This window comes from Pseudomonas sp. HY2-MNA-CIBAN-0224 (assembly GCF_040310285.1).
Classification (GTDB): Bacteria; Pseudomonadota; Gammaproteobacteria; order Pseudomonadales; family Pseudomonadaceae; genus Aquipseudomonas; species Aquipseudomonas helleri.
Genome location: NZ_JBEOPQ010000015.1, coordinates 1 through 22,055, shown reverse-complemented (window position 1 = coordinate 22,055; position 22,055 = coordinate 1). Strand labels below are relative to the sequence as shown.

Annotated in this window: 15 protein-coding genes; all 15 read left to right on the top strand. The window is 59.4% G+C overall.

The window, feature by feature from the left end; all coding sequences use genetic code 11:
* The first annotated feature begins 191 nt into the window (after positions 1–191).
* Positions 192–2,045: an extracellular solute-binding protein gene (locus AAEZ03_RS09805; RefSeq protein ID WP_502947918.1), complete on the top strand. Its 1,854-nt coding sequence runs from the start codon at positions 192–194 to the stop codon at positions 2,043–2,045.
* A 1-nt stretch (position 2,046) separates the two neighbouring features.
* Entirely contained in the window at positions 2,047–3,117 is a 1,071-nt protein-coding gene (locus AAEZ03_RS09800) for a microcin C ABC transporter permease YejB (protein WP_350578108.1), read from the top strand.
* Positions 3,117–4,139, top strand: a complete 1,023-nt coding sequence (locus AAEZ03_RS09795) for an ABC transporter permease (protein ID WP_048369974.1) — start codon at positions 3,117–3,119, stop codon at positions 4,137–4,139. The genes AAEZ03_RS09800 and AAEZ03_RS09795 overlap by 1 nt, the downstream gene beginning before the upstream one ends.
* A 1-nt stretch (position 4,140) precedes the next feature.
* Complete coding sequence (locus AAEZ03_RS09790; RefSeq protein ID WP_350578105.1) at positions 4,141–5,721, top strand: ABC transporter ATP-binding protein; 1,581 nt, start codon at positions 4,141–4,143, stop codon at positions 5,719–5,721.
* Positions 5,722–6,184: 463 nt separating this feature from the next.
* Positions 6,185–7,999 (top strand): ABC transporter ATP-binding protein, encoded by a 1,815-nt coding sequence (locus tag AAEZ03_RS09785; RefSeq protein WP_350578102.1) that lies wholly within the window; start codon positions 6,185–6,187, stop codon positions 7,997–7,999.
* A gap of 96 nt (positions 8,000–8,095) precedes the next feature.
* Entirely contained in the window at positions 8,096–9,529 is a 1,434-nt protein-coding gene (locus AAEZ03_RS09780) for a TldD/PmbA family protein (protein WP_410174358.1), read from the top strand.
* The gene (locus AAEZ03_RS09775) at positions 9,529–10,863 is read left to right on the top strand and encodes a TldD/PmbA family protein (RefSeq protein WP_350578099.1); all 1,335 of its coding nucleotides are present in this window, start codon (positions 9,529–9,531) and stop codon (positions 10,861–10,863) included. Before AAEZ03_RS09780 ends, AAEZ03_RS09775 begins: the two co-directional genes overlap by 1 nt.
* Before the next feature lie 466 nt (positions 10,864–11,329).
* Positions 11,330–12,139 carry an energy transducer TonB gene (locus AAEZ03_RS09770; RefSeq protein ID WP_350578097.1) on the top strand — a complete coding sequence of 270 codons (810 nt, stop codon included), beginning with the start codon at positions 11,330–11,332 and terminating at the stop codon, positions 12,137–12,139.
* 62 nt (positions 12,140–12,201) lie between these two features.
* Complete coding sequence (locus AAEZ03_RS09765) at positions 12,202–12,906, top strand: MotA/TolQ/ExbB proton channel family protein (RefSeq protein WP_088500391.1); 705 nt, start codon at positions 12,202–12,204, stop codon at positions 12,904–12,906.
* Complete coding sequence (locus tag AAEZ03_RS09760; RefSeq protein ID WP_048369966.1) at positions 12,906–13,307, top strand: ExbD/TolR family protein; 402 nt, start codon at positions 12,906–12,908, stop codon at positions 13,305–13,307. Before AAEZ03_RS09765 ends, AAEZ03_RS09760 begins: the two co-directional genes overlap by 1 nt.
* 266 nt (positions 13,308–13,573) lie before the next feature.
* Complete coding sequence (locus AAEZ03_RS09755) at positions 13,574–16,303, top strand: TonB-dependent receptor (protein ID WP_123748844.1); 2,730 nt, start codon at positions 13,574–13,576, stop codon at positions 16,301–16,303.
* A gap of 109 nt (positions 16,304–16,412) precedes the next feature.
* Positions 16,413–18,302, top strand: a complete 1,890-nt coding sequence (locus tag AAEZ03_RS09750) for an extracellular solute-binding protein (RefSeq protein WP_123748843.1) — start codon at positions 16,413–16,415, stop codon at positions 18,300–18,302.
* A 1-nt stretch (position 18,303) separates the two neighbouring features.
* Positions 18,304–19,374 (top strand): microcin C ABC transporter permease YejB, encoded by a 1,071-nt coding sequence (locus tag AAEZ03_RS09745; RefSeq protein ID WP_048369962.1) that lies wholly within the window; start codon positions 18,304–18,306, stop codon positions 19,372–19,374.
* On the top strand, positions 19,374–20,396 hold the full coding sequence (locus AAEZ03_RS09740) for an ABC transporter permease (protein ID WP_350578093.1): 1,023 nt from the start codon (positions 19,374–19,376) through the stop codon (positions 20,394–20,396). The genes AAEZ03_RS09745 and AAEZ03_RS09740 overlap by 1 nt, the downstream gene beginning before the upstream one ends.
* Before the next feature lies 1 nt (position 20,397).
* Positions 20,398–21,978 carry an ABC transporter ATP-binding protein gene (locus tag AAEZ03_RS09735; RefSeq protein WP_278939567.1) on the top strand — a complete coding sequence of 527 codons (1,581 nt, stop codon included), beginning with the start codon at positions 20,398–20,400 and terminating at the stop codon, positions 21,976–21,978.
* The last annotated feature ends 77 nt before the right edge of the window (positions 21,979–22,055 follow it).

Below are 22,055 nucleotides of genomic sequence, written 5' to 3'. Positions count from 1 at the left end.
TTCACGACGTTGATTGTGTGGGAGCCGGGCTTGCCCGCGATGGCATCGACCTGGTGCTGGATCAGGACCTTATCGCCTGAATCGCGAGCAAGCCCGCTCCCACAGTGACTCCCGCAGCCTTGCCAAGCGCAAGGCTGCGGGTTTATTCAACACAGTAGATGGCTCCACACGCGGCACAAGGAAACCCCATCATGTCTTCATTTTTCATGCCCCTGCTCCGCTCGCTGCTGGTGCCCGCACTGTCGTGCGTGTGCCTGGCTGTCAGCGCTGCGCCCGGCCCGGCCATGACGGTCTATGGCGAGGCGGCCAAGTACCCCGCCGACTTCAAGCATTTTGAATTTGTGAACCCCAACGCGCCCAAAGGCGGCTCGCTGAGCCGGGCCGCGATGGAAATCGGCCAGTTCAACCACATCGTGCCCTACGTAGACCAAGGCACCGGTGTCGTACAAGTAGATCAGTGGGTGTATGAGCCCCTGGCCTTTCGCTCACTGGACGAGCCTTACACGGTCTACGGATTGGTCGCGCAACAGATGGAGCGCGACCCTGACGGCCTTTGGGTGCGTTTTTACGTCAACCCTAAAGCCCGTTTTAGCGACGGCACAGCCATCACCGCGCAAGACGTCGCCTTTACCTACAACACCCTGATGACCCAAGGCAGCCTGAGCTATCGCATGCTCTACGGCGAGGTCAAAGACGTGGTCATCGAAGGCCCGAGGCAAATTCGCTTCGACTTTAAAAGCAACCAGAACCGCACCCTGGCGCTGGACCTGGCCAGCCTGCATGTCCTCCCCGAACACTGGTGGAAGACCCGCGACTTCGCCAATGGCGGCGGCTTCGAACCGCCCCTGGGCAGCGGCCCGTACACCGTGTCCAACGTCGACCCGGGTCGCAGCATCACGTTTGCACGCAACCCCGATTGGTGGGCCAAAGACTTGCCCGTGAGCAAGGGCTTGTACAACTTCGACCGCCTGACAGTGAATTTCTACAGTGACACTGACATCGCCCGACAACTGCTCAAAGCCGGTGCGTTTGATTACAACCGCGAATTCTCGGCCACCGGCTTCAGCATCGGCTACGACAGCCCGGCCCTAACTGACGGGCGCCTGCAACGAGGTGTGTTTGCCAAGGACAAACCGGGCGCGCCCCAGGGCTTTGCCTTCAATCTGCAAAACCCGGCGTTCCAGGATCGCCGGGTGCGCCAGGCGTTGAGCCTGTTGTGGGACTTTGAGTGGACCAACAAACAAATGATGCGCAACTTCTATGTGCGTCTGCAGAGCTACTTCCCGAAAAGCGACATGGCCGCCACCGCCCTGCCCGACGCCCGCGAGCTGGAAATTCTTGAACCGCTGCGCGGCAAGATCCCCGATGAAGTCTTCACGCAGGTCTATCAGGCGCCGAAAACCGACGGCAGCGGCTACATCCGCGACAAACAGCTGCAAGCCCTGGCACTGCTCAAGGAGGCAGGCTGGACGCCCAAGAACAACCAACTGGTGAATGCCCAAGGGGAACCGTTCACGTTCACCTTCCTCGATGGCCAGGGCGGCTTTGACCGCAAGGTCATGCCGTACAAACGCACCCTGGCGCAGATCGGTATCAACATGGAGATTCGCAAGGTCGATTCCGCGCAGTACATCAACCGCCTCAATGCGCGCGACTACGACATGATCGTGGTGGCGTTCCCGCGCAGCGGCCAGCCCATCGTCTCGCCGGGCCGCGAGATGTACGACATGTTCGGCTCAGGCAGCGCCACCCAGGTCGGCTCGTCCAACTCATTTGTGCTGCGCGACCCGGCGGTCGACACCCTGCTCGACGGGCTGGTGCAAGCCAACAGCCGCGAGGAGATGGTGCATTACGCCCGCGCCCTCGATCGCGTGCTGCAATGGGGCTACTACATGATTCCCAACTACTACTCCATCGGCACCCCGACCGTGTACCAGAACCGTTTCGGCCGCCCGACCACCGAACCCAAGTTCGATGAAGGCCTGGACACCTGGTGGGAAGTCAGCAAAACCGCGCAAACCAACGCGCAGCTGAAGGAGCATTGAGATGCTGCATTACATCAGTCGACGTTTGTTGCTCATCATCCCCACCTTGCTGTGCATTCTGGTGGTGAATTTTCTGATTGTTCAGGCCGCACCCGGCGGCCCGGTTGAACAGGCCATTGCACGTTTGCAGGGCTTCAGCGGTGCCGGAGTGGGCGGTGGCGGCGGTGAAATTGCCGCCGGGGGGTCCGGTGCCAGCCGCAGCAGCCGGGGCCTGGACCCGGCCCTGATTGAAGAAATCACCAAACATTACGGCTTCGACAAACCGATGCACGAGCGCTTGTGGCTGATGCTCAAGAACTACGCGCAACTGGATTTCGGCAACAGCTTTTTCCGGGGGGCCAAGGTCACTGACCTGATCTTGCAAAAGCTCCCGGTGTCGATCTCGCTAGGCTTGTGGGCCACCCTCATCACCTACCTGATCTCGATCCCGCTGGGGATTCGCAAGGCCATTCACAACGGCAGCACGTTTGATGTGTGGACCAGCACCGCGATCATCATTGGCTACGCCATGCCGGCGTTTCTGTTTGCCATTTTGCTGATCGTGGTGTTCGCGGGCGGCAGTTATGTGAGCTGGTTCCCGATCCAGGGCATGGTCTCGGACGACTTCGACAGCCTGAGCTTTTTCGGCAAGATCGCCGACTACCTGTGGCACATGGTCTTGCCGGTAAGCGCGCTGGTGATCGGCGGTTTCGCCACCCTGACCATCCTCACCAAAAACAGCTTCTTGAATGAAATCAGCCGCCAGTACGTGGTCACTGCGCGGGCCAAAGGCCTGACCGAAAACCGCGTGCTCTACGGCCATGTGTTACGCAACGCCATGTTGCTGGTGGTGGCCGGCGTGCCGCAGGCGTTGATCGAAGTGTTCTTTGCCGGTTCGTTGCTGATCGAAACCATTTTCAACCTCGATGGCATCGGCCGCATGAGCTACGAGGCGGCGATATCCCGCGATTACCCGGTGGTGTTTGGCACGCTGTTTCTGTTCACCCTGTTCGGGCTGTTGATCAAATTGATCGGCGACATTTGCTACACCCTGCTCGACCCCCGTATCGACTTCTCGGCGAGGAATGCCTGATGTTTACCCTCTCTCCCCTGAGCCGTCGACGCTTCGCCCACTTCAAGGCCAACCGCCGGGGCTGGTGGTCGCTGTGGCTGTTTATCGGCCTGTTTGTGGTTTGCCTGTGCGGCGAATTGATTGCCAACGACAAACCCTTGGCCATTCACTTCAAAGACCAGTGGTATTTCCCGATTGTCTCTAGCCACCTTGAAACCGACTTCGGCGGCGAACTGCCGTTCGAACCGGATTACCGCAGCGAATACGTGCAGACACTCATCACCGGGCAAGGCGGCTGGATGCTCTTTGCGCCCATCCCGTTCAGTTCCGATACGGTCAACTACGACCTCAAGGTGCCCTCCCCAAGCCCGCCCAGCAGCAGTAACTGGCTGGGCACCGATGAGCAGGCCCGTGACGTGCTGGCGCGGGTGATCTTTGGCGCGCGGATTTCGATCCTGTTTGCCTTGATCCTCACCGCCATCAGTGCGCTGGTAGGCATCACGGCGGGCGCCTTGCAGGGCTTTTACGGCGGCCTGGTGGACCTAATCGGCCAGCGGCTGCAAGAAGTTTGGGCCGGGCTGCCGGTGCTGTACCTGCTGATCATCCTCTCGGGTTTTATCGCCCCGAGCTTTTGGTGGTTGCTGGGCATCATGGCGCTGTTCAGCTGGCTGGCCTTGGTCGACGTGGTGCGCGCCGAGTTTTTGCGCGGGCGCAATCTGGAATACGTCAAAGCCGCCCGGGCCTTGGGCTTGACCAATGGTGCGCTGATGCGTCGGCACATTCTGCCCAACGCCATGACCTCAACCTTGACCTACATCCCGTTCATTTTGACCGGCGCAATTGCCACCCTCACCGCCCTGGATTTTCTCGGCTTCGGCATGCCGCCCGGCACCGCCTCGCTGGGTGAGCTGATTGGCCAGGCCAAACGCAATCTGCAAGCCCCATGGCTGGGCCTGACCGCGTTTTGTGTGCTGGCACTGATTTTGTCGCTACTGGTGTTTATCGGCGAAGCCTGCCGTGACGCGTTTGATCCAAGGAGTTGAGATGAGCGACACACTGATCGAAATACGTGACCTGCGCGTCGGCTTTGCCGGGCGTGAAGTAGTACACGGGGTCAACCTGGATATCCGCCGTGGCGAATGCCTGGCACTGGTGGGCGAGTCAGGCTCGGGCAAGTCGGTGACGGCGCACTCGATCCTGCGCCTGCTGCCCGGCAAAAACGTCGAAACCCAAGGCAGCATCCGCTACAACGGCATCGACTTGGTGAGCGCCAGCCCTGCGCAACTGCGCAGTTTGCGCGGCAACCGCATTGCGATGATTTTCCAGGAGCCGATGACCTCGCTCAACCCGCTGCACACCGTCGAAAAGCAAGTCAGCGAAGTGCTGATCACCCACAAGGGCCTGAAAAAACGCGAAGCACGGGCCAGAACCCTTGAACTGCTGGAACTGGTGGGGATTCGCGACCCGCAACATCGCCTCAATGCGTATCCGCATCAGCTATCTGGCGGCCAACGCCAACGGGTGATGATAGCCATGGCGCTGGCCAATGAGCCAGAGTTGCTGATCGCTGACGAACCGACCACGGCGCTGGACGTCACTGTGCAGCAAAAAATCCTCGAGCTGCTGATCGACCTGCAACAGCGTCTGGGCATGTCGTTGCTACTCATCAGCCACGACCTCAACCTGGTGCGCAAAATCGCCCAGCGGGTGTGCGTGATGCGCGGCGGTGAGATCGTCGAACATGCCACCTGCAAGGATCTGTTTAAAGCCCCGCAGCACCCCTACAGCCGCATGCTGATCGAGGCCGAACCCAGCGGCAGCCCGGTGCCTGCTGACGATCAAAGCAACCTGCTCCAGGTCGACGACCTTAAAGTCTGGTTCCCTTTGCCCAAGTCGTTGTTCAGCCGCGAGCGGCATTACGTCAAGGCCGTGGACGGAGTCAGTTTTGAGCTGAAAAAAGGTCGCACCCTGGGCATTGTCGGTGAGTCGGGTTCGGGCAAATCCACCCTCGGCCAAGCGGTGCTGCGGCTGGTGGAGTCGCAAGGGTCTATCCGACTCGACGGCCAGCAACTCGGGGCACTCAACCAAGACCAATTGCGGCCGTTGCGGCGGCATATACAGGTGGTCTTTCAAGACCCGTTTGGCAGCTTGAGCCCGCGCATGTCGGTGCAGCAAATCATCAGCGAGGGATTGCTGGCCCACAACATCGGCACCGTGCAGGAACGTGAAGCCGCGGTGATCCGTGTACTGCAAGAGGTCGGGCTCGACCCTGAGAGCCGCCACCGCTACCCGCACGAATTTTCGGGCGGCCAGCGCCAGCGCATCTCCATCGCCCGGGCGTTGATCATGGAACCGGAGTTGATCCTGCTCGACGAACCGACCTCGGCGCTGGACCGCACCGTGCAAAAACAAGTGGTGGACTTGCTCCGTGACTTACAGGCCAAACACGGCCTGACCTACCTGTTCATCAGCCACGACCTGGCGGTGGTGCATGCACTGGCCCACGACATGATCGTAATCAAGGACGGCAAAGTGGTGGAGCAAGGCAACGCGCAAAGCCTGTTCAGTAACCCGCAACACCCGTACACCCGCGAGCTGTTACAAGCGAGCAGCGTAACCCCCTGACCCGGCTGTAGGAGCGAGCTTGCCTCGCGATCTTTTGATCGTTGAAAAGATCGCGAGGCACACTTTAATTTTTTACAAAGCTTTACCAAAACTGGCACAGATTTTCCTTGTCATTGGGCGTTGGCAATTCACCGGTTGAAAACACAGCTTCCGGGGTGCGTAACCCGCACCAATTGCGAACGCGGACGTAAAAACTGTCCACATTCAGTGCAACGGCAGACCAAAAGTCATGCCATTGATCAGCTGTACAAAAGGAATAACAACGATGTCTGATGTGCACTCGCTGCAAATACTCCCCCGCCTTTACGCCTGCGCGTTCGCCTCGTGTACCCCGCCCGGCATCGATACATAGCCTGAGCTGCGCTATCAGCCGATAAGCGCTTTCCACCTGTTCGCCCCCCCCATTGGCCGTCTCTGCGCGAGCAGCCAACGCGGACCGCTTTGCTTTGAAAAAAGGTCAGACATGTCTGAATTTGACGCTATTTCCGTTCCTCCCAAACGGCCTTGGGCCTATGTGTGGCATTACGTGCGCCTGTACCCGCGCTGGTATTGGGCAATCGCGGCGCTGCAAATCGGCGCGGCAATGACCGCCACCCTCATGCCATATGCCATCGGCCGCATCACCGGTGCTGTGAGTGACGGCCTGTGGGACCACGCCGACCTGTGGCAAGCCAGCTTGCCCGCGCTGGGCCTGCTGTTTGGCCTGGCCGTGGCGCAAATGCTCTGCGCCCGTGGCGCCACGCTGTGCATGATCATGGTCCGGCCGCAGCAAAAAATACGCATCGTGCGTGACCTGTTTGCCTATTTGCAGCGCCATTCGGCCCGCTATTTCGGTGAGCATTTTGCCGGCAGCCTGGCCCACCGCATCGGTGAAGGCAGCATTGGCCTGCTGGAAATCACCTGGAACCTGATCGTCGATATGCTGCCGATTCTGGTGGTGCTGATCACCAGCCTGGTGCTGCTGACACTGGCCTCACCCTGGTTGGGGCTGGGCCTGCTGGTGTGGGTGCTGGCCTATACATTGCTGGCGTTTGTGCTGTCACGCAAAGCGCAAGTACTGGCCGCAGATCATGCCAAGGCGCGCAGCGTGACCACTGGCAAGATTGTCGACGCGGTCAGCAATCTGGCCAGCATCCGCCTGTTTGCCCGCCAGGACTTTGAACTCGACTACCTGAACCGCTACCAGACGCAAGAAAAACAGGCCGCGCAGCGCTCGTTTTTCTATCAGGAGAAAATCCGCCTGCTGCAAGACAGCCTGTCGATTGTGTTGCGCGTTGGCCTGGTGGCCGTCGCGCTGTACCTGTGGCACCTGGGCAAGATAGACGTCGGCCAATTGGTGATGGTGGCCACCCTGGGCCTGATGATCGTGGCCCAGTGCAGTTATTTGAGCATGCAGTTCATGCAGTTTTTCGAGTCGATCGGCAACATCCAGAACAGTATCGACACCCTGCTCAAGCCTCACGAAATGCCGGACCGTACCGATGCCCTGCCCGCGCGTATCGAAAAAGGCACTATCCGGTTTCGTGACGTGAACTTCGGCTACAGCCCGGACAAGCCGATTTTCAAACACTTCAACCTGAACATTGCAGCCGGACAGCGCGTCGGGATTGTTGGCCTATCAGGTTCGGGCAAGTCAACGCTGCTCAACCTGTTGCTGCGTGCCTACGACCCGCAAAAAGGTCAGGTCGAAGTCGACGGCGTAGATATTCAGGGCATGACCCAGCAATCGCTGCACAGCCACATCGGCTTGATCCCGCAAGAGCCGGGCCTGTTTCACCGCTCCCTGCGGGAAAACATCGGTTATGGCGACGTTGATGCCGACGAATCGGCCATTGTGCTGGCGGCCAAACGGGCCCACGCCCATGACTTCATCCTGCACATGCAAGACGGCTATGACGCCTTGATCGGTGAGCGCGGGGTCAAGTTGTCGGGCGGTCAGCGCCAACGCATCGCCATTGCCCGCGCCCTGCTCAAGAACGCGCCGATTCTGGTACTCGACGAAGCCACCGCCAGCCTCGATTCCGAAACCGAGAGCCTGATTCAAAGCAGCCTGGACGACATCATGGCGGACAAAACCGTGCTGGTTGTTGCGCACCGGCTGTCGACCATTGCGCATCTGGATCGGATTGTGGTGCTGGATAAAGGCTTGATTGTTGAAGACGGCAGTCATCAACACTTACTGGAACTTAAAGGCCTCTATTACCGACTGTGGCAACACCAGTCCGACGGTTTGTTAAGTGAAAAAGATGCCCGCGAAGATGAATTATTGGTCACGTAACTACTACGGCACTTTTAATGCCGCTTTTTATTAACTTATTAACCCAAAGCCCTCGCCATTAACACGCGGTGCTTTGCACTTGAAAGGACACTCATCATGAGTCACGCACAATCGTCACTCAGACGATTCATGCAAACATGTGCCGACATACCCGGTTTTATTTCATTGCGTCTGGTTGAACAACAAGCGCAAACATTGGGCGTGTCGCGCAATGTTATTGAACCTCCTTCACTGCGCCATAGTTGCGGGGTCATGGTCTGCGTACACATTGACGGCCAACAAGCCTTTGCAGCCACCAGCGATATCAGCGCGCCGGGTTTGCAACAGGCACTTGAGCGCGCCCAGCACACGGCCCAATCACTACGGGGCCGCAGCTTGCTGCACTATCCAGCGCCGCAAACACGGGATGTCCAGGCGCATTACCGCTCACCCGATCTGGACCTGCCGTTGCCGGACACCGCCGACTGGCTGGCCCTGTTGATGAAAACCTCGCAGAGCGTACCCGGCGACCCGCGACTGGTGCACTGGTCCGCTCGTTTGCGTGTGGTGCAAGAACAACAGCTGTACCTGGACAACCAGGGCAACGACATTCTGCGCAGCCAACAGCAGCTGTACCCCGAGGTGGGCGTCAATGCTTTTGACGGCCAGCAAAGCCAGCGCCGCACCTACAGCCTTGCCCAGCAAGGCGGCGCCAATGTGGTCACTCAATCGGCACTGAGCGAGCAGGCCCGCCGCATCGCCGACGAGGCCCTGCAACTGCTGCTGGCCCCGAACACCCCGCAAGGCCCGCGGGACGTGCTGCTGATGCCGGATCAAATGATCCTGCAGATCCATGAATCCATCGGCCACCCGCTGGAGCTGGACCGGATCCTCGGCGATGAGCGCAACTACGCCGGCACCAGCTTTGTCACCCCCGATATGTTTGGCCATTACCGTTATGGCTCTGACCTGCTGAATGTCAGCTTCGACCCCGGCGTGCCCGGCGAACTGGTGAGCTACAGCCACGACGACGAAGGCTTGCCGGCCGAAAAACACTTGCTGATCAGCCAGGGGATTTTGCAGCGACCCATGGGCGGCGCGCTGTCCCAGGCCCGCAGCGACTTGCCGGGCGTCGCCAACAGCCGCGCCTGCAGCTGGAACCGGGCACCGATTGACCGCATGGCCAACCTCAATATCGAACCCGGCGATCAGTCGATGGAGCAACTGATTGGCGGCATTGAGCACGGCATCCTGATGGCCAGCAACCGCTCGTGGTCGATCGATGATGCGCGCAACAAGTTCCAGTTCGGCTGCGAATGGGGCCAGTTGATCGAAAACGGCGAGCTGGGAGCCGTGGTCAAAAACCCGAATTATCGGGGTATTTCATCGCAGTTCTGGCGCAACTTGAGCGCCGTGGGCGATGCCTCGACCCACCAGATCATGGGCACCCCCAATTGCGGCAAAGGCGAACCCAACCAGGTCGTCACCGTGGGCCACGCTTCTCCGGCCTGTGTGTTCAGTCAGATAGATGTATTCGGAGGCCAGGCCTGATGAGCAATTGCCGATTCGCCAGCGCGTTCAAGGCGCTGGAACACTGGCTTAAGGGCCAGTTGCACACCGATGAACAGTTCACCCTGTGGTTTGAAGCCGAAGACAGCCAGTTCGTACGTTTCAACCACGGCAAAGTGCGCCAGGCTTACCCGGTGCTACAACTTGAATTGACCGTGCGGCTGATCCGCGGCGAACGCCACAGCAGCGCGCAACTTAACCTGAGCGGCGATTTTGCACAGGATGCCGTCACTCTCGGGCACACCCTGACCGAGCTTCGCGCACTGCTCAATGTGTTGCCTGCTGACCCGTATTTATTACTCGACACGCAAGAATGGAGCACAGAACGGCAAGTGCCGGGGCAGGTTCCCGAGTTGCAACAGGTCATCGACACGATCTGCGACTTGAGCCAAGGCCTGGACATGGTCGGCATTTATGCCGGTGGCACGCTGTATCGCGGCTTCGCCAATAGCTGGGGGGCTTACGGTTGGCATCAATGCGCCAACGCGTTGTTTGACTGGAGCCTGTTTGATGCCAGTGGCGAGGCGGTTAAAAGCACGTACGGTTCAGCCACATGGGATGCTCAAGCGTTAAGTGACGTGTTTGTTCAGGCCCGTGAGCAACTCACGCACCTGAGCACACCGCGCATCAGCCTCAAACCGGGGCAGTACCGTGCTTATCTGGCCCCTGCGGCACTGGAGGAAGTGCTGGGTTTGCTCAGTTATGACGCATTTTCAGCCAAGGCGTTTGCCAACCGCCAGAGCGCATTGCAGCAGTTGCAACTCGGAAAGCAGCAGTTATCACCCTTGGTCAGCCTGCGCGAACAACCGTCCACCGGTTTTGAACCCGGCTTCGGCCCGGACGGCACAGCACGCCAGGACATCGACCTGATCCAGGCCGGAAAGCTGGTCGGGCAACTGGTCAGCTCGCGCTCGGCCGCTGAATACGGCATGCAGGCCAATGGTGCCGACCGCAGGGAAATGCCCCACTCGCTGGTCATGGCCCCCGGCGAACTGGCCAGTAGCGACGTGCTGCGCGAACTGGGAACCGGCTTGTACATCAGTAACTTGTGGTACCTGAACTATTCGGATGTGGGCTCTGCCAGTCTGACCGGCATGACCCGCTTTGCCACCTTTTGGGTGGAGAACGGGCGCATCGTCGCACCCATCGAAACCATGCGGTTCGATGACAGCCTGTATAACCTGCTCGGCAGCAACTTGCTGGCCCTGACCCGCGAGCAAACGCTGTGCATCGATTCGGGGACTTATGATCGGCGCAGCCTGAACAGCCATGTACTGCCGGGCGCGCTGGTAGAGCGTTTAACCCTGACCTTATAGGCCGCACTGTTTATAGGCACGCCCTCTTACTTTGGTGCACTTTTTTTGACAACGCTTAACTTTCGTCAGATTGTCAGACAAAGAAATTGATTATCAACGTTTATAACTCAAGTTCAAAACCGCTATTAAGCCGCGTTAATTAAGTTCAGCACTTATTAACGCGGCTTAAGGCACAAAACTGCCTCTTGGCGCTTAAATATCCACCCGACAAAGCGGCTTTTTTTTGACTGTTGGCATAGCCGTTGCAATACATAATTTAACGAATTCTTACAAAAATCCGGATCCGTTGACTTAACCAACAGGAGCTCAACATGACCCTTTATTCGCGCAGTGATTAAGGCCTTTTGACAGGCAAACATTCACCTGTCAGTGCGCCATTGAAACAACCGTTGAACGACTAGTTCTCGTCCCTGCACGCAAGGGCGAACGGAGCCTTATTGCCCTTCATTTTGTCGAGGGACTCTTAATGAGTGACGAGGTAAAACATAAAGAACGGCCAGCCCCTCTATTGGCAGCTGAGCGTGTTCAACAGTGGACACATATCCCCCATGTGCCCAACACCTCACAGCCGGGCGGGCTGAGCAAGCCGCGCATTTTATTGTTGGTGGGTGTGGTTGTGCTGCTGCATGGCAGCGCCTGGTGGTTTTTCCAGCGCGCCAAAGCCGAGCCGGTGATTACGCCACCCGAAATCCCGGAAATGACCGTAGAACTAAACAGCCCTGCGCCACCGGCCCCGCCGGTCGAAGAGCCACCTCCACCACCGCCACCGCCGGAGCCCGTAGCGCCGCCAGAAGATGAAGATGCGCTCAAGCCACCGCCCAAACCCGTGGAGAAGCCCAAGCCCATCGAAAAACCCAAGCCGGTGGTCAAGCCCAAGCCGGTGCAAAAACCGCAACCGGTCAAGCCAGCGCCACCGGCTCCGGTAGCGCCACCAGCACCCGCGGCGCCTGCTGCACCCGCCGCCCCGGCCGCAGCGCCAGGCCCGGCCAAGGAAACAGCGGCCATTTCGGGGCTGGCCAGCCTCGGCAACCCGCCACCGGAATACCCGTCCATCGCCTTGCGGCGTAACTGGGAAGGCTCGGTAGGGCTGCGGATCAAGGTGCTGCCTAACGGCCGCGCAGGCTCGGTAGAGGTCATCAAGTCCAGCGGCAAACAAGCGCTGGATGACGCCGCCGTCGCCGCTGTACGTAACTGGAAGTTTGTCCCGGCCAAACGCGGGGACACGCCCATAGAAGGGTTCGCCACCCAGACCATTGCTTTCAAATTGCCGGAATAACCCCGCCGGGTCCCGACACTTATTAATTAGCGCGTTATTTAACCGCAGTGCGAGGTATAGCCATGAACGAGTCTCTGTCTTCCATGATTGTCCCTGGGGTACTTTGGGCCTTGGTGCTTTTTTCGGTGGTAAGTTGGGCCTTGCTGCTCATCAAGTCATCGCAATACCTGCGTCAAAAATCCCAGAACAACCAGTTCACCAAGGCCTTCTGGGCCGCCCCCGACCTGCTCACCGCCGCCGAACACGCCAGCCAGTACCCCGGCGCCCTGGCGCGCATCGCCAACAGCGGCTTTGAAGCCATGATTGTTGATGACACGCCGCGAACCACCCAGCAACTGGCCAACACCATCAACCGCGCCGATCGCCTGGAGCGCAACCTGCGCCAACAAATCCAGAAAGAACGCCGCGCCCTGGAAAGCGGCCAGGCGATTCTCGCCAGTATCGGCAGCACCGCGCCCTTCATCGGCCTGTTCGGCACCGTCTGGGGGATCATGGAAGCCTTGCAAAGCATCGGCGCCAGCGGTTCCGCCAGCCTGGAAACCGTGGCCGGGCCCATCGGCCACGCCCTGATTGCCACCGGCGTGGGGATTGCCGTGGCCGTGCCAGCGGTGCTGATTTACAACTTCTTCCTGCGTCGCCTGAAAATGGCCTCGGCCACCATGGATGACTTTGCCCATGACTTCGACGCCCTCGCCCAGCGCAGCGCTTTCGCCATCGACCGCCAACCTATTTCCACCAAGCGCACCGCTGTGCGGGAGGCAAGCTGATGTCTTTCTCAACTCAAGACAGCGATGAAGTACTCAGTGAAATGAACGTCACCCCGCTGGTGGACGTGATGCTGGTACTGCTGGTGGTGTTCATCGTGACCACGCCGATGATGACCAATGCCATCAAGATCAACCTGCCCAAGACCGACGCCGTGGCCACCGAGAAAAAGAAAGACCCGGTGGTGGTCAGCGTGGATCAGGACGGCAAGTTCTTCCTGGCCAAGAACGAAGTGGCCCCCGAGCTGCTGGAAAAAAGCCTGCAGGACGTCAAGGCCCAAGACCCGGAAGTACGGGTTCAGCTCCAGGCTGACGAAGGCGTCAATTACGGGCAAGTGGCCAAGGCCATGGCCTCGATTGAGCGCTCGGGCATCACCAAGATTTCGGTGATGACTGCTCGGTAACGCTCACCTCTGCAGCCGCTGCTGAAGGCTGCGATAAGGGCCGAGGGACCTTCAAGCGGGTCGCTTAGCAACCCATCGCAGCCTGCGGCAGCGGCCACAGAGACCGACTTCCCGCTGTAACCATGCCGCGCGCGAACGCTGTCAGTCCGCGCAGGGGAGCGGCTTGCTTGAAAAAAGTGTTTTGCCACGGGTCGACACAACCCAACTGGAGTCATGAGGGCTCACAAGGCCATTCCAATAATCGTCTGAAAAAGTCGGAAATAACCATGCAGATGAAGAGTTCAGGTTTCACCCTCAAACCGCTCGTTGCAAGCTTGCAGCGCCATCGTTTTGTGCCGCTGTATCTGGTTGCTCTGGGGATGAGCGCAGGCCAGTTGCAGGCAGCAGAAGCCACCGTGTCCGACGATGCGGGCAGTGCCGTCAGCAGCGCCGCCGTGAGCGCCGATGCAACGGCCGCCCCCGCCCCTACCACGCAGCTGGACCGTGTTGAAGTGACCGGCTCGGCGATCCGCCGGGTTGACGCAGAAACCGCCGTGCCCATCACCATTCTGCGCGCCGATCAACTGCGCAACGAAGGTGTGACCACCACTGCAGAAGTCATGCAGCGGGTCACGGGCAACCAGTCCATTCGTAACTCGGCCAGTTCTGTAGGGGCAGGCACAGGCGGCTCAAGCTTTGCCGACATGCGCGGTATAGGTGCCAACAAAACCCTGGTGCTGCTTAACGGACGCCGTTTGGGCAACAACGCAATTGATGGCTCGGCCGTTGACCTGAACACCATCCCTTTCGCCGCGATTGACCGGGTTGAAGTCCTGCGTGACGGCGCATCGGCTTTGTACGGCACCGATGCGATTGGCGGGGTCATCAACTTCATCACTAAAAAATCCATGACCGACGGCACTCTCTCACTGGGCGGTGAAGGCGCTGACGCAAGCGGTGGCGGCACCTCAAAAGACATAAGCGCCAGTTGGGGCTATGGTGACCTGGACAAAGACCGATTCAACGTCATGGGTGTTGTCGGATACAACAAGCAGGACGCTCTGCGGGCCAAGGACCGAACCTTCGCCACCAGCTACGCCCCGGGTCGTGGCCTGGATCAGACCTCGGGCACCTCCTACCCGTCCAACTACAGCCAGGGTGGCGTCAGCACTAACCCATTGTCAGCGGGTAACTGTAATGGTCCCGACCTGGTGGCACGCCAGGGCGTTTGCCGCTTTGATACACGTAATTACATCGACCTGCTGCCAGCGACTGAAAAGACCTCATTCTTTGGTAAAGCCACTGGCAAAATCACTGACGACGACAACGTCAATCTCGAATACTTCTTTGCACGCAACAATAACGCGACACAGGTCGGCCCTGCACCGCTGACGGGCATGACCATGGACCCGTCGTCCCCCTACTTCCCAGGTAATGGGATCACCCCGGCGTCAAGTAACCCCAACTTCGATCCGACCCAGCCAATCGACTTTAACTGGCGTGAAACCGCCGCCGGTGCGCGCGCATCTAAAGACCAGAACACCAGCCAGCGTCTGGTGCTGAGCTTCGACGGCATCGCCAAGGGCTGGGATTACAACGTCGGCGCCTCGTACAACCAGAACAAGGTCATCTCCAGTGTCACTGGGGGATATGTCAGCGACGCCGCCATGATTGACGGCATCGCCGACGGCATCATCAACCCGTTCGGCCCACAAAGTGCTGCTGGCCAGGCATTGATTGACGCCAATCGTTATCACGGCCAGTACTCGTCATCGGTAGGCCGGGTAACTGGAATTGACGGACGCATGAGCCGCGAAATCGGAGACTGGTTCGGTGCCGGTTCTTCAGGTCTGGCTATCGGTGGTGAATTCCGTCAGGAGAACTTCCATCAGAGCTATGAGCAATACGCAGCAGACATCTCCAGCCTGGGCGTCGACCCGGACGGCAGTGTCAAGGGTGATCGAACCGTGAAGGCGGTGTACACCGAGCTGAACGTACCGGTGCTGGACAGCCTTGAACTGTCGGCGGCCGTGCGTCACGACAAATACAGCGATTTTGGCAGCACCACCAACCCGAAATACTCGTTCCGTTATCAGCCGATCAAAGAACTGGTGGTGCGTGGCGCGTACAGCGAAGGTTTCCGCGCTCCGTCGCTGTATGAGCTGTACAACCCGCAATACACCACATTCACCCAGGGCTACTACAACGACCCGAAACTGTGTACCGGTGGCGTTGTACAACCTGGCGGCAATGCCGGTCGCGACTGCGGCCAGCAGTTCCATAACCGTACCGGTGGCAACACTGACCTGTCCCCAGAGAAGGCACGCAACCTCACCTTGGGTTTTGTCTACCAGCCGGTGCGCAACCTGTCGATGGGCCTGGATTTCTGGTGGATCCACATCGCCAACCAGATCGCCGAGTTCCCGGAATCCACCGTCTTTGATGACCCGAATGCGTATGCCGATCGCTATATCCGCAATGCTGACGGTTCGCTCAACTACGTACAAACCGGCCTGGCCAACCTGGGCGCAGTAAAAACCAGCGGTGTTGACGTCACACTCGACTACAAGTTTCCAAACACCCCGTATGGCCAGTTCGGCCTGGGCCTGCAAGGCACCTACGTGTCGCGCTATGACTACCAGACCACCATTGGCGGCGAGTACACCGACAACGTTGGCGCATTTGAAGGTACTGGCATGATCGCCCGCTGGAAACACGTGCTGAGCGGCACCTGGAACCTGGGCCCTTACCGCGCTTCGTTGGTCAACCGCTTCACCAGCGGCTACAACGACTACGACACCGACACTCACTCGCGCGTAGCCTCTTACGCTCTGTGGGACATCTCGGGTGGCTACACCTTCAACAAAACCGTGGACCTGGATGTGGGGATCAAAAACATGTTTGACCGCAACCCGCCGTTCTCCAATCAGGCTTACAACTTCCAGAGCGGTTACGACCCTCGTTACGCCGACCCGATGGGCCGTACCTTCTTCGCCCGTGCGACTTACCACTTCTAAGTGATAACACCCTGTTGGAGCGAGCTTGCCTCGCGATCTTTTGACCTTCAATAAAGATCGCGAGACTCGCTCCTACAGGGCTCCACACGCGGTACAAGGAAACCCCATCATGTCTTCACTCTTCCTGCCCCTGCTTCGCTCACTGCTGGTGCCTGCGCTATCGTGCCTGTGCCTGAGTGTGAACGCCGCGCCCAGCCAGGCGCTGACGGTGTACGGCGAAGCAGCCAAATACCCGGACAACTTCCAGCACTTCGATTACGTCAATCCCGACGCGCCCAAAGGCGGCTCGCTGAGCCGGGCCTCGATGGAAATCGGCCAGTTCAACTACATCGTCCCTTACATCGACCAAGGCACCGGCGTTGCACAGGTGGATGACTGGTTGTACGCGCCCCTGGCGTTCCGTTCCCTGGACGAGCCTTACACCGTCTATGGTCTGATCGCGCAAAAGATGGAACGTGACCCGGACGGCCTCTGGGTGCGCTTTTACCTGAACCCCAAGGCCCGCTTTGCCGATGACACTCCCATCACCGCGCAAGACGTCGCCTTCACCTACAACACCCTGATGACCAAGGGTAGCCTGGGCTACCGCATGGTCTATGGCGAGGTCAAAGACGTGGTCGTCGAAGGCCCGTTGCAAATCCGCTTCGACTTCAAAAACAACCAGAACCGCACCCTGGCCCTCGACCTGGCCAGCTTGCGGATCATGCCCGAACACTGGTGGAAGACCCGCGACTTCGCCACTGGCGGAGGCTTCGAACCACCGCTGGGAAGCGGCCCGTATTCGGTGTCGCACGTCGACCCCGGCCGCAGCATCACCTTTGAACGCAACAAAAATTGGTGGGCCAAAGACTTGCCCGTGAGCAAGGGCATGTACAACTTCGACCGCCTGACGGTGAACTTTTACAGCGACACCGACATCGCCCGGCAACTGCTCAAGGCCGGTGCGTTTGATTACAACCGCGAGTTCTCGGCCACCGGTTTCAGCATTGGCTACGACAGCCCGGCGCTGACCGACGGGCGCCTGCAACGCGGGGTGTTTGCCAAAGACAAACCGGGCGCTGCACAAGGCTTTGCCTTCAACCTGCAAAACCCGTTTTTTCAGGACCGCCGCGTTCGCCAGGCGTTGAGCCTGCTGTGGGACTTTGAGTGGACCAACAAGCAGATGATGCGCAACTTCTATGTGCGCCAGCAGAGCTACTTCCCGAAGAGTGAAATGGCCGCCACCGAACTGCCCGATCCCCGCGAGCTGGAAATTCTCGAACCGCTGCGCGGCAAGATCCCCGACGAGGTGTTCACCCAGGTCTATCAGGCGCCGAAAACCGATGGCAGCGGCTACATCCGCGACAAACAACTGCAAGCCCTGGCATTGCTCAAACAAGCCGGCTGGACACCCAAAGACAACAAACTGGTCAACGCCAAGGGAGAGCAACTGAGCTTCACCTTTCTCGACGGCCAGGGCGGCTTCGACCGCATGATCATGCCGTACAAGCGCACCCTGGCGCAGATCGGCATCAACATGGACATCCGCAAGATCGACTCTGCGCAATACATCAACCGCCTCAATGCCCGTGACTACGACATGATCGTGGTGGGCTTCCCGCGCAGCGGCCAGCCCATCGTCTCGCCGGGCCGCGAAATGTACGACATGTACGGTTCCAGCAGCGCCACCCAGCCCGGCGCGTCCAACGCCTTTGTGCTGCGTGACCCGGCGGTCGACACCCTGCTGGACGGACTGGTGCAAGCCAACAGCCGCGAGGAGATGGTGCATTACGCCCGCGCCCTCGATCGGGTCTTGCAGTGGGGTTATTACATGATCCCCAACTACTACTCCATCGGCACCCCGACCGTGTACCAGAACCGCTTCGGTCGCCCGGCGCTAGAGCCCAAGTACGACGAGGGCTTGAACACCTGGTGGGAAGTCAGCAAAACCGCGCAAAGCAACGCGCAGTTCAACAAGGCCAACGCGCCTGCTTCCAACACTCCGGCAGAGAATCATTAAGATGTGGCATTACATCAGTCGTCGCTTATTGCTCATCATCCCCACCCTGCTGTGCATTCTGGTGGTCAACTTTTTGATCGTGCAGGCCGCTCCCGGTGGCCCGGTGGATCAGGCCATTGCCCGCTTGCAGGGGTTCAGTGGTGCCTCCGTCGGCGGCGGTGGCGGCGAAATGGCCGCCCACAGCGCAGGCGCCAGCCGTAGCAGCCGCGGCCTTGACCCGGCCCTTATCGAAGAAATCACCAAACATTATGGCTTCGACAAACCGATGCACGAGCGCTTGTGGCTGATGCTCAAGAACTACGCGCAACTGGATTTCGGCAGCAGTTTTTTTCGCGGTTCCACGGTCACCGACCTGATCCTGCAAAAGCTCCCGGTGACGATTTCGCTGGGGTTCTGGGCCACGTTCATCACCTACCTGGTGTCGATCCCGCTGGGCATTCGCAAGGCCATTCACAACGGCAGTGCCTTTGACATGTGGACCAGCACCGCGATCATCGTCGGCTACGCCATGCCCGCGTTCCTGTTCGCCATTTTGCTGATCGTGGTCTTCGCCGGGGGCAGTTACCTGAGCTGGTTCCCGATTCAGGGGCTGGTCTCGGACAACTTCGACAGCCTCAGCTTTTTCGGCAAGATCGCCGACTACCTGTGGCACATGGTGCTGCCGGTGAGCGCGCTGGTGATCGGCGGCTTTGCGACCCTGACCATCCTCACCAAAAACAGCTTTTTAAATGAAATCAGCCGCCAGTACGTGGTCACCGCACGGGCCAAGGGCTTGACCGAAAAACGCGTGCTCTACGGCCATGTGCTGCGCAACGCCATGTTGCTGGTGGTGGCGGGGATTCCCCAGGCGTTGATCGAGGTGTTTTTCGCCGGCTCCTTGCTGATCGAAACCATCTTCAACCTCGACGGCATTGGCCGTATGAGCTACGAAGCCGCGGTGTCACGCGACTATCCCGTGGTGTTCGGCACGCTGTTTTTGTTCACCCTGTTCGGGCTGCTGATCAAACTGATCGGCGATATTTGCTACACCCTGCTCGACCCCCGTATCGACTTCTCGGCGAGGAATGCCTGATGTTTACCCTCTCTCCTCTGGGCCGTCGACGCCTCGCCCACTTCAAGGCCAACCGCCGTGGCTGGTGGTCGCTGTGGTTATTTGTCGGCCTGTTTGTGCTGTGCCTGGGCGGCGAATTGATCGCCAACGACAAACCGCTGGCCGTGCACTACAAAGACCATTGGTACTTTCCAATTGTGTCGCACTACAGCGAAACCGACTTTGGCGGCGAGCTGCCTTTTGAGCCGGACTACAGCAGCGATTACGTACGCAAGTTGATCACCGACCAGGGCGGCTGGATGCTCTTTGCGCCCATTCCGTTCAGCTACGACACGGTCAACTACGACCTCAATGAACCGGCGCCCAGCCCCCCGAGCACCACCAACTGGCTAGGCACTGACGAACAGGCCCGTGACGTGCTGGCACGGGTGATTTTTGGCGCGCGAATTTCGATTCTGTTTGCCTTGATCCTCACTGCAGTCAGCGCCTTGATCGGCATTACCGCCGGTGCCTTGCAGGGCTTTTATGGCGGTCTGGTGGACCTCATCGGCCAGCGTCTGCAAGAAGTCTGGGCCGGGCTGCCGGTGCTGTACTTGCTGATCATTTTGTCGGGCTTTGTGGCACCGAGTTTTTGGTGGCTGCTGGGCATCATGGCGCTGTTCAGTTGGCTGGCCCTGGTGGACGTGGTGCGCGCCGAATTTTTGCGCGGGCGCAATCTGGAATACGTCAAAGCCGCACGGGCCTTGGGTTTGACCAATGGCGCACTGATGCGTCGGCACATTCTGCCCAACGCCATGACCTCGACCCTGACGTACATCCCGTTCATTTTGACCGGCGCAATTGCCACCCTTACCGCCCTGGATTTTCTCGGCTTCGGCATGCCGCCCGGCACCGCCTCGCTGGGTGAGCTGATCGGTCAGGCCAAGCGCAACCTGCAAGCTCCGTGGCTGGGCCTGACCGCGTTCTGCGTACTGGCGCTGATTTTGTCGTTACTGGTGTTTATCGGTGAAGCCTGCCGTGACGCATTTGATCCCCGGAGTTGAGATGAACGACACATTGATTGAAATACGTGACCTGCGCGTCGGCTTTGCCGGGCGTGAAGTGGTGCACGGCATCAACCTGGATATTCACCGGGGTGAGTGCCTGGCGCTGGTGGGCGAATCGGGCTCGGGCAAGTCGGTGACGGCGCACTCGATCCTGCGCCTGTTGCCGGGCAATAGTGTGGAAACCCAAGGCAGCATCCGCTACAACGGCACCGACCTGGTAAACGCCAGCGACAGCCAGTTGCGCAGCCTGCGCGGCAATCGCATCGCGATGATTTTCCAGGAGCCGATGACCTCGCTCAACCCGCTGCACACGGTTGAAAAGCAAATCAGCGAAGTGCTGATCACCCACAAAGGCCTGAAAAAACGTGCCGCCCGTGAACGCACCCTGGAACTGCTGACCCTGGTGGGCATTCGCGACCCGCACAAACGCCTTAATGCGTATCCGCATCAGCTGTCTGGCGGCCAGCGCCAGCGGGTGATGATCGCCATGGCGCTGGCCAACGAGCCTGAACTGTTGATCGCCGACGAGCCGACCACCGCACTGGACGTCACCGTGCAGCAGAAGATTCTGGAACTGCTGATCGACCTGCAACAGCGTCTGGGCATGTCGTTGCTGCTGATCAGCCACGACCTCAACCTGGTACGCAAAATCGCCCAGCGCGTGTGCGTGATGCGCGGCGGTGAAATTGTCGAGCAGGCCACCTGCGAGGATCTGTTTAAAGCCCCGCAACACCCTTACAGCCGCATGCTGATCGAGGCCGAACCCAGCGGCAGCCCGGTGCCCTGCGACTACCGGCACAACCTGCTGGAAGTCGACGATTTGAAAGTCTGGTTCCCCCTGCCCAAGCCCCTGTTCAGCCGCGAGCGGCATTACGTCAAGGCCGTGGACGGGGTCAGTTTTGAGCTGAAAAAAGGCAAGACCCTGGGCATTGTTGGCGAATCCGGCTCGGGCAAATCGACCTTGGGCCAGGCGATCTTGCGATTGGTGGAGTCCGAGGGCGACATCCGTTTTGGCAACAAACAGCTCAACCTGCTTAACCAGGACCTGCTGCGCCCGTTGCGTCGGCAAATGCAGGTGGTATTCCAGGACCCCTTCGGCAGCTTGAGCCCGCGCATGTCGGTGCAGCAGATCATCAGCGAAGGGTTGCTGGCTCACGACATCGGCACCGAAAAAGAGCGTGAAGCCGCAGTGATTCGCGTGCTGCAAGAGGTGGGGCTCGATCCTGAGAGCCGCCACCGCTACCCGCACGAATTCTCGGGCGGCCAGCGCCAGCGCATCTCCATCGCCCGGGCGCTGATCATGGAGCCGGCCCTGATCCTGCTCGACGAACCGACCTCGGCGCTGGACCGCACCGTGCAAAAACAAGTGGTGGATTTACTCCGTGACTTGCAGGCCCGGCACGGCCTGACCTACCTGTTTATCAGCCACGACCTGGCGGTGGTGCATGCCCTGGCCCACGACATGATCGTGATCAAGGACGGCAAAGTGGTGGAACAAGGTGATGCGCAAGCCCTGTTCGGCAACCCGCAACACCCGTACACCCGCGAGCTGTTACAGGCGAGCAGCGTGACGGTTTAAACCGGCTGTAGGAGCGAGCTTGCCTCGCGATCTTTTGATCTTTTAAAAGATCGCGAGGCCACCGCGGGCGCGTATAA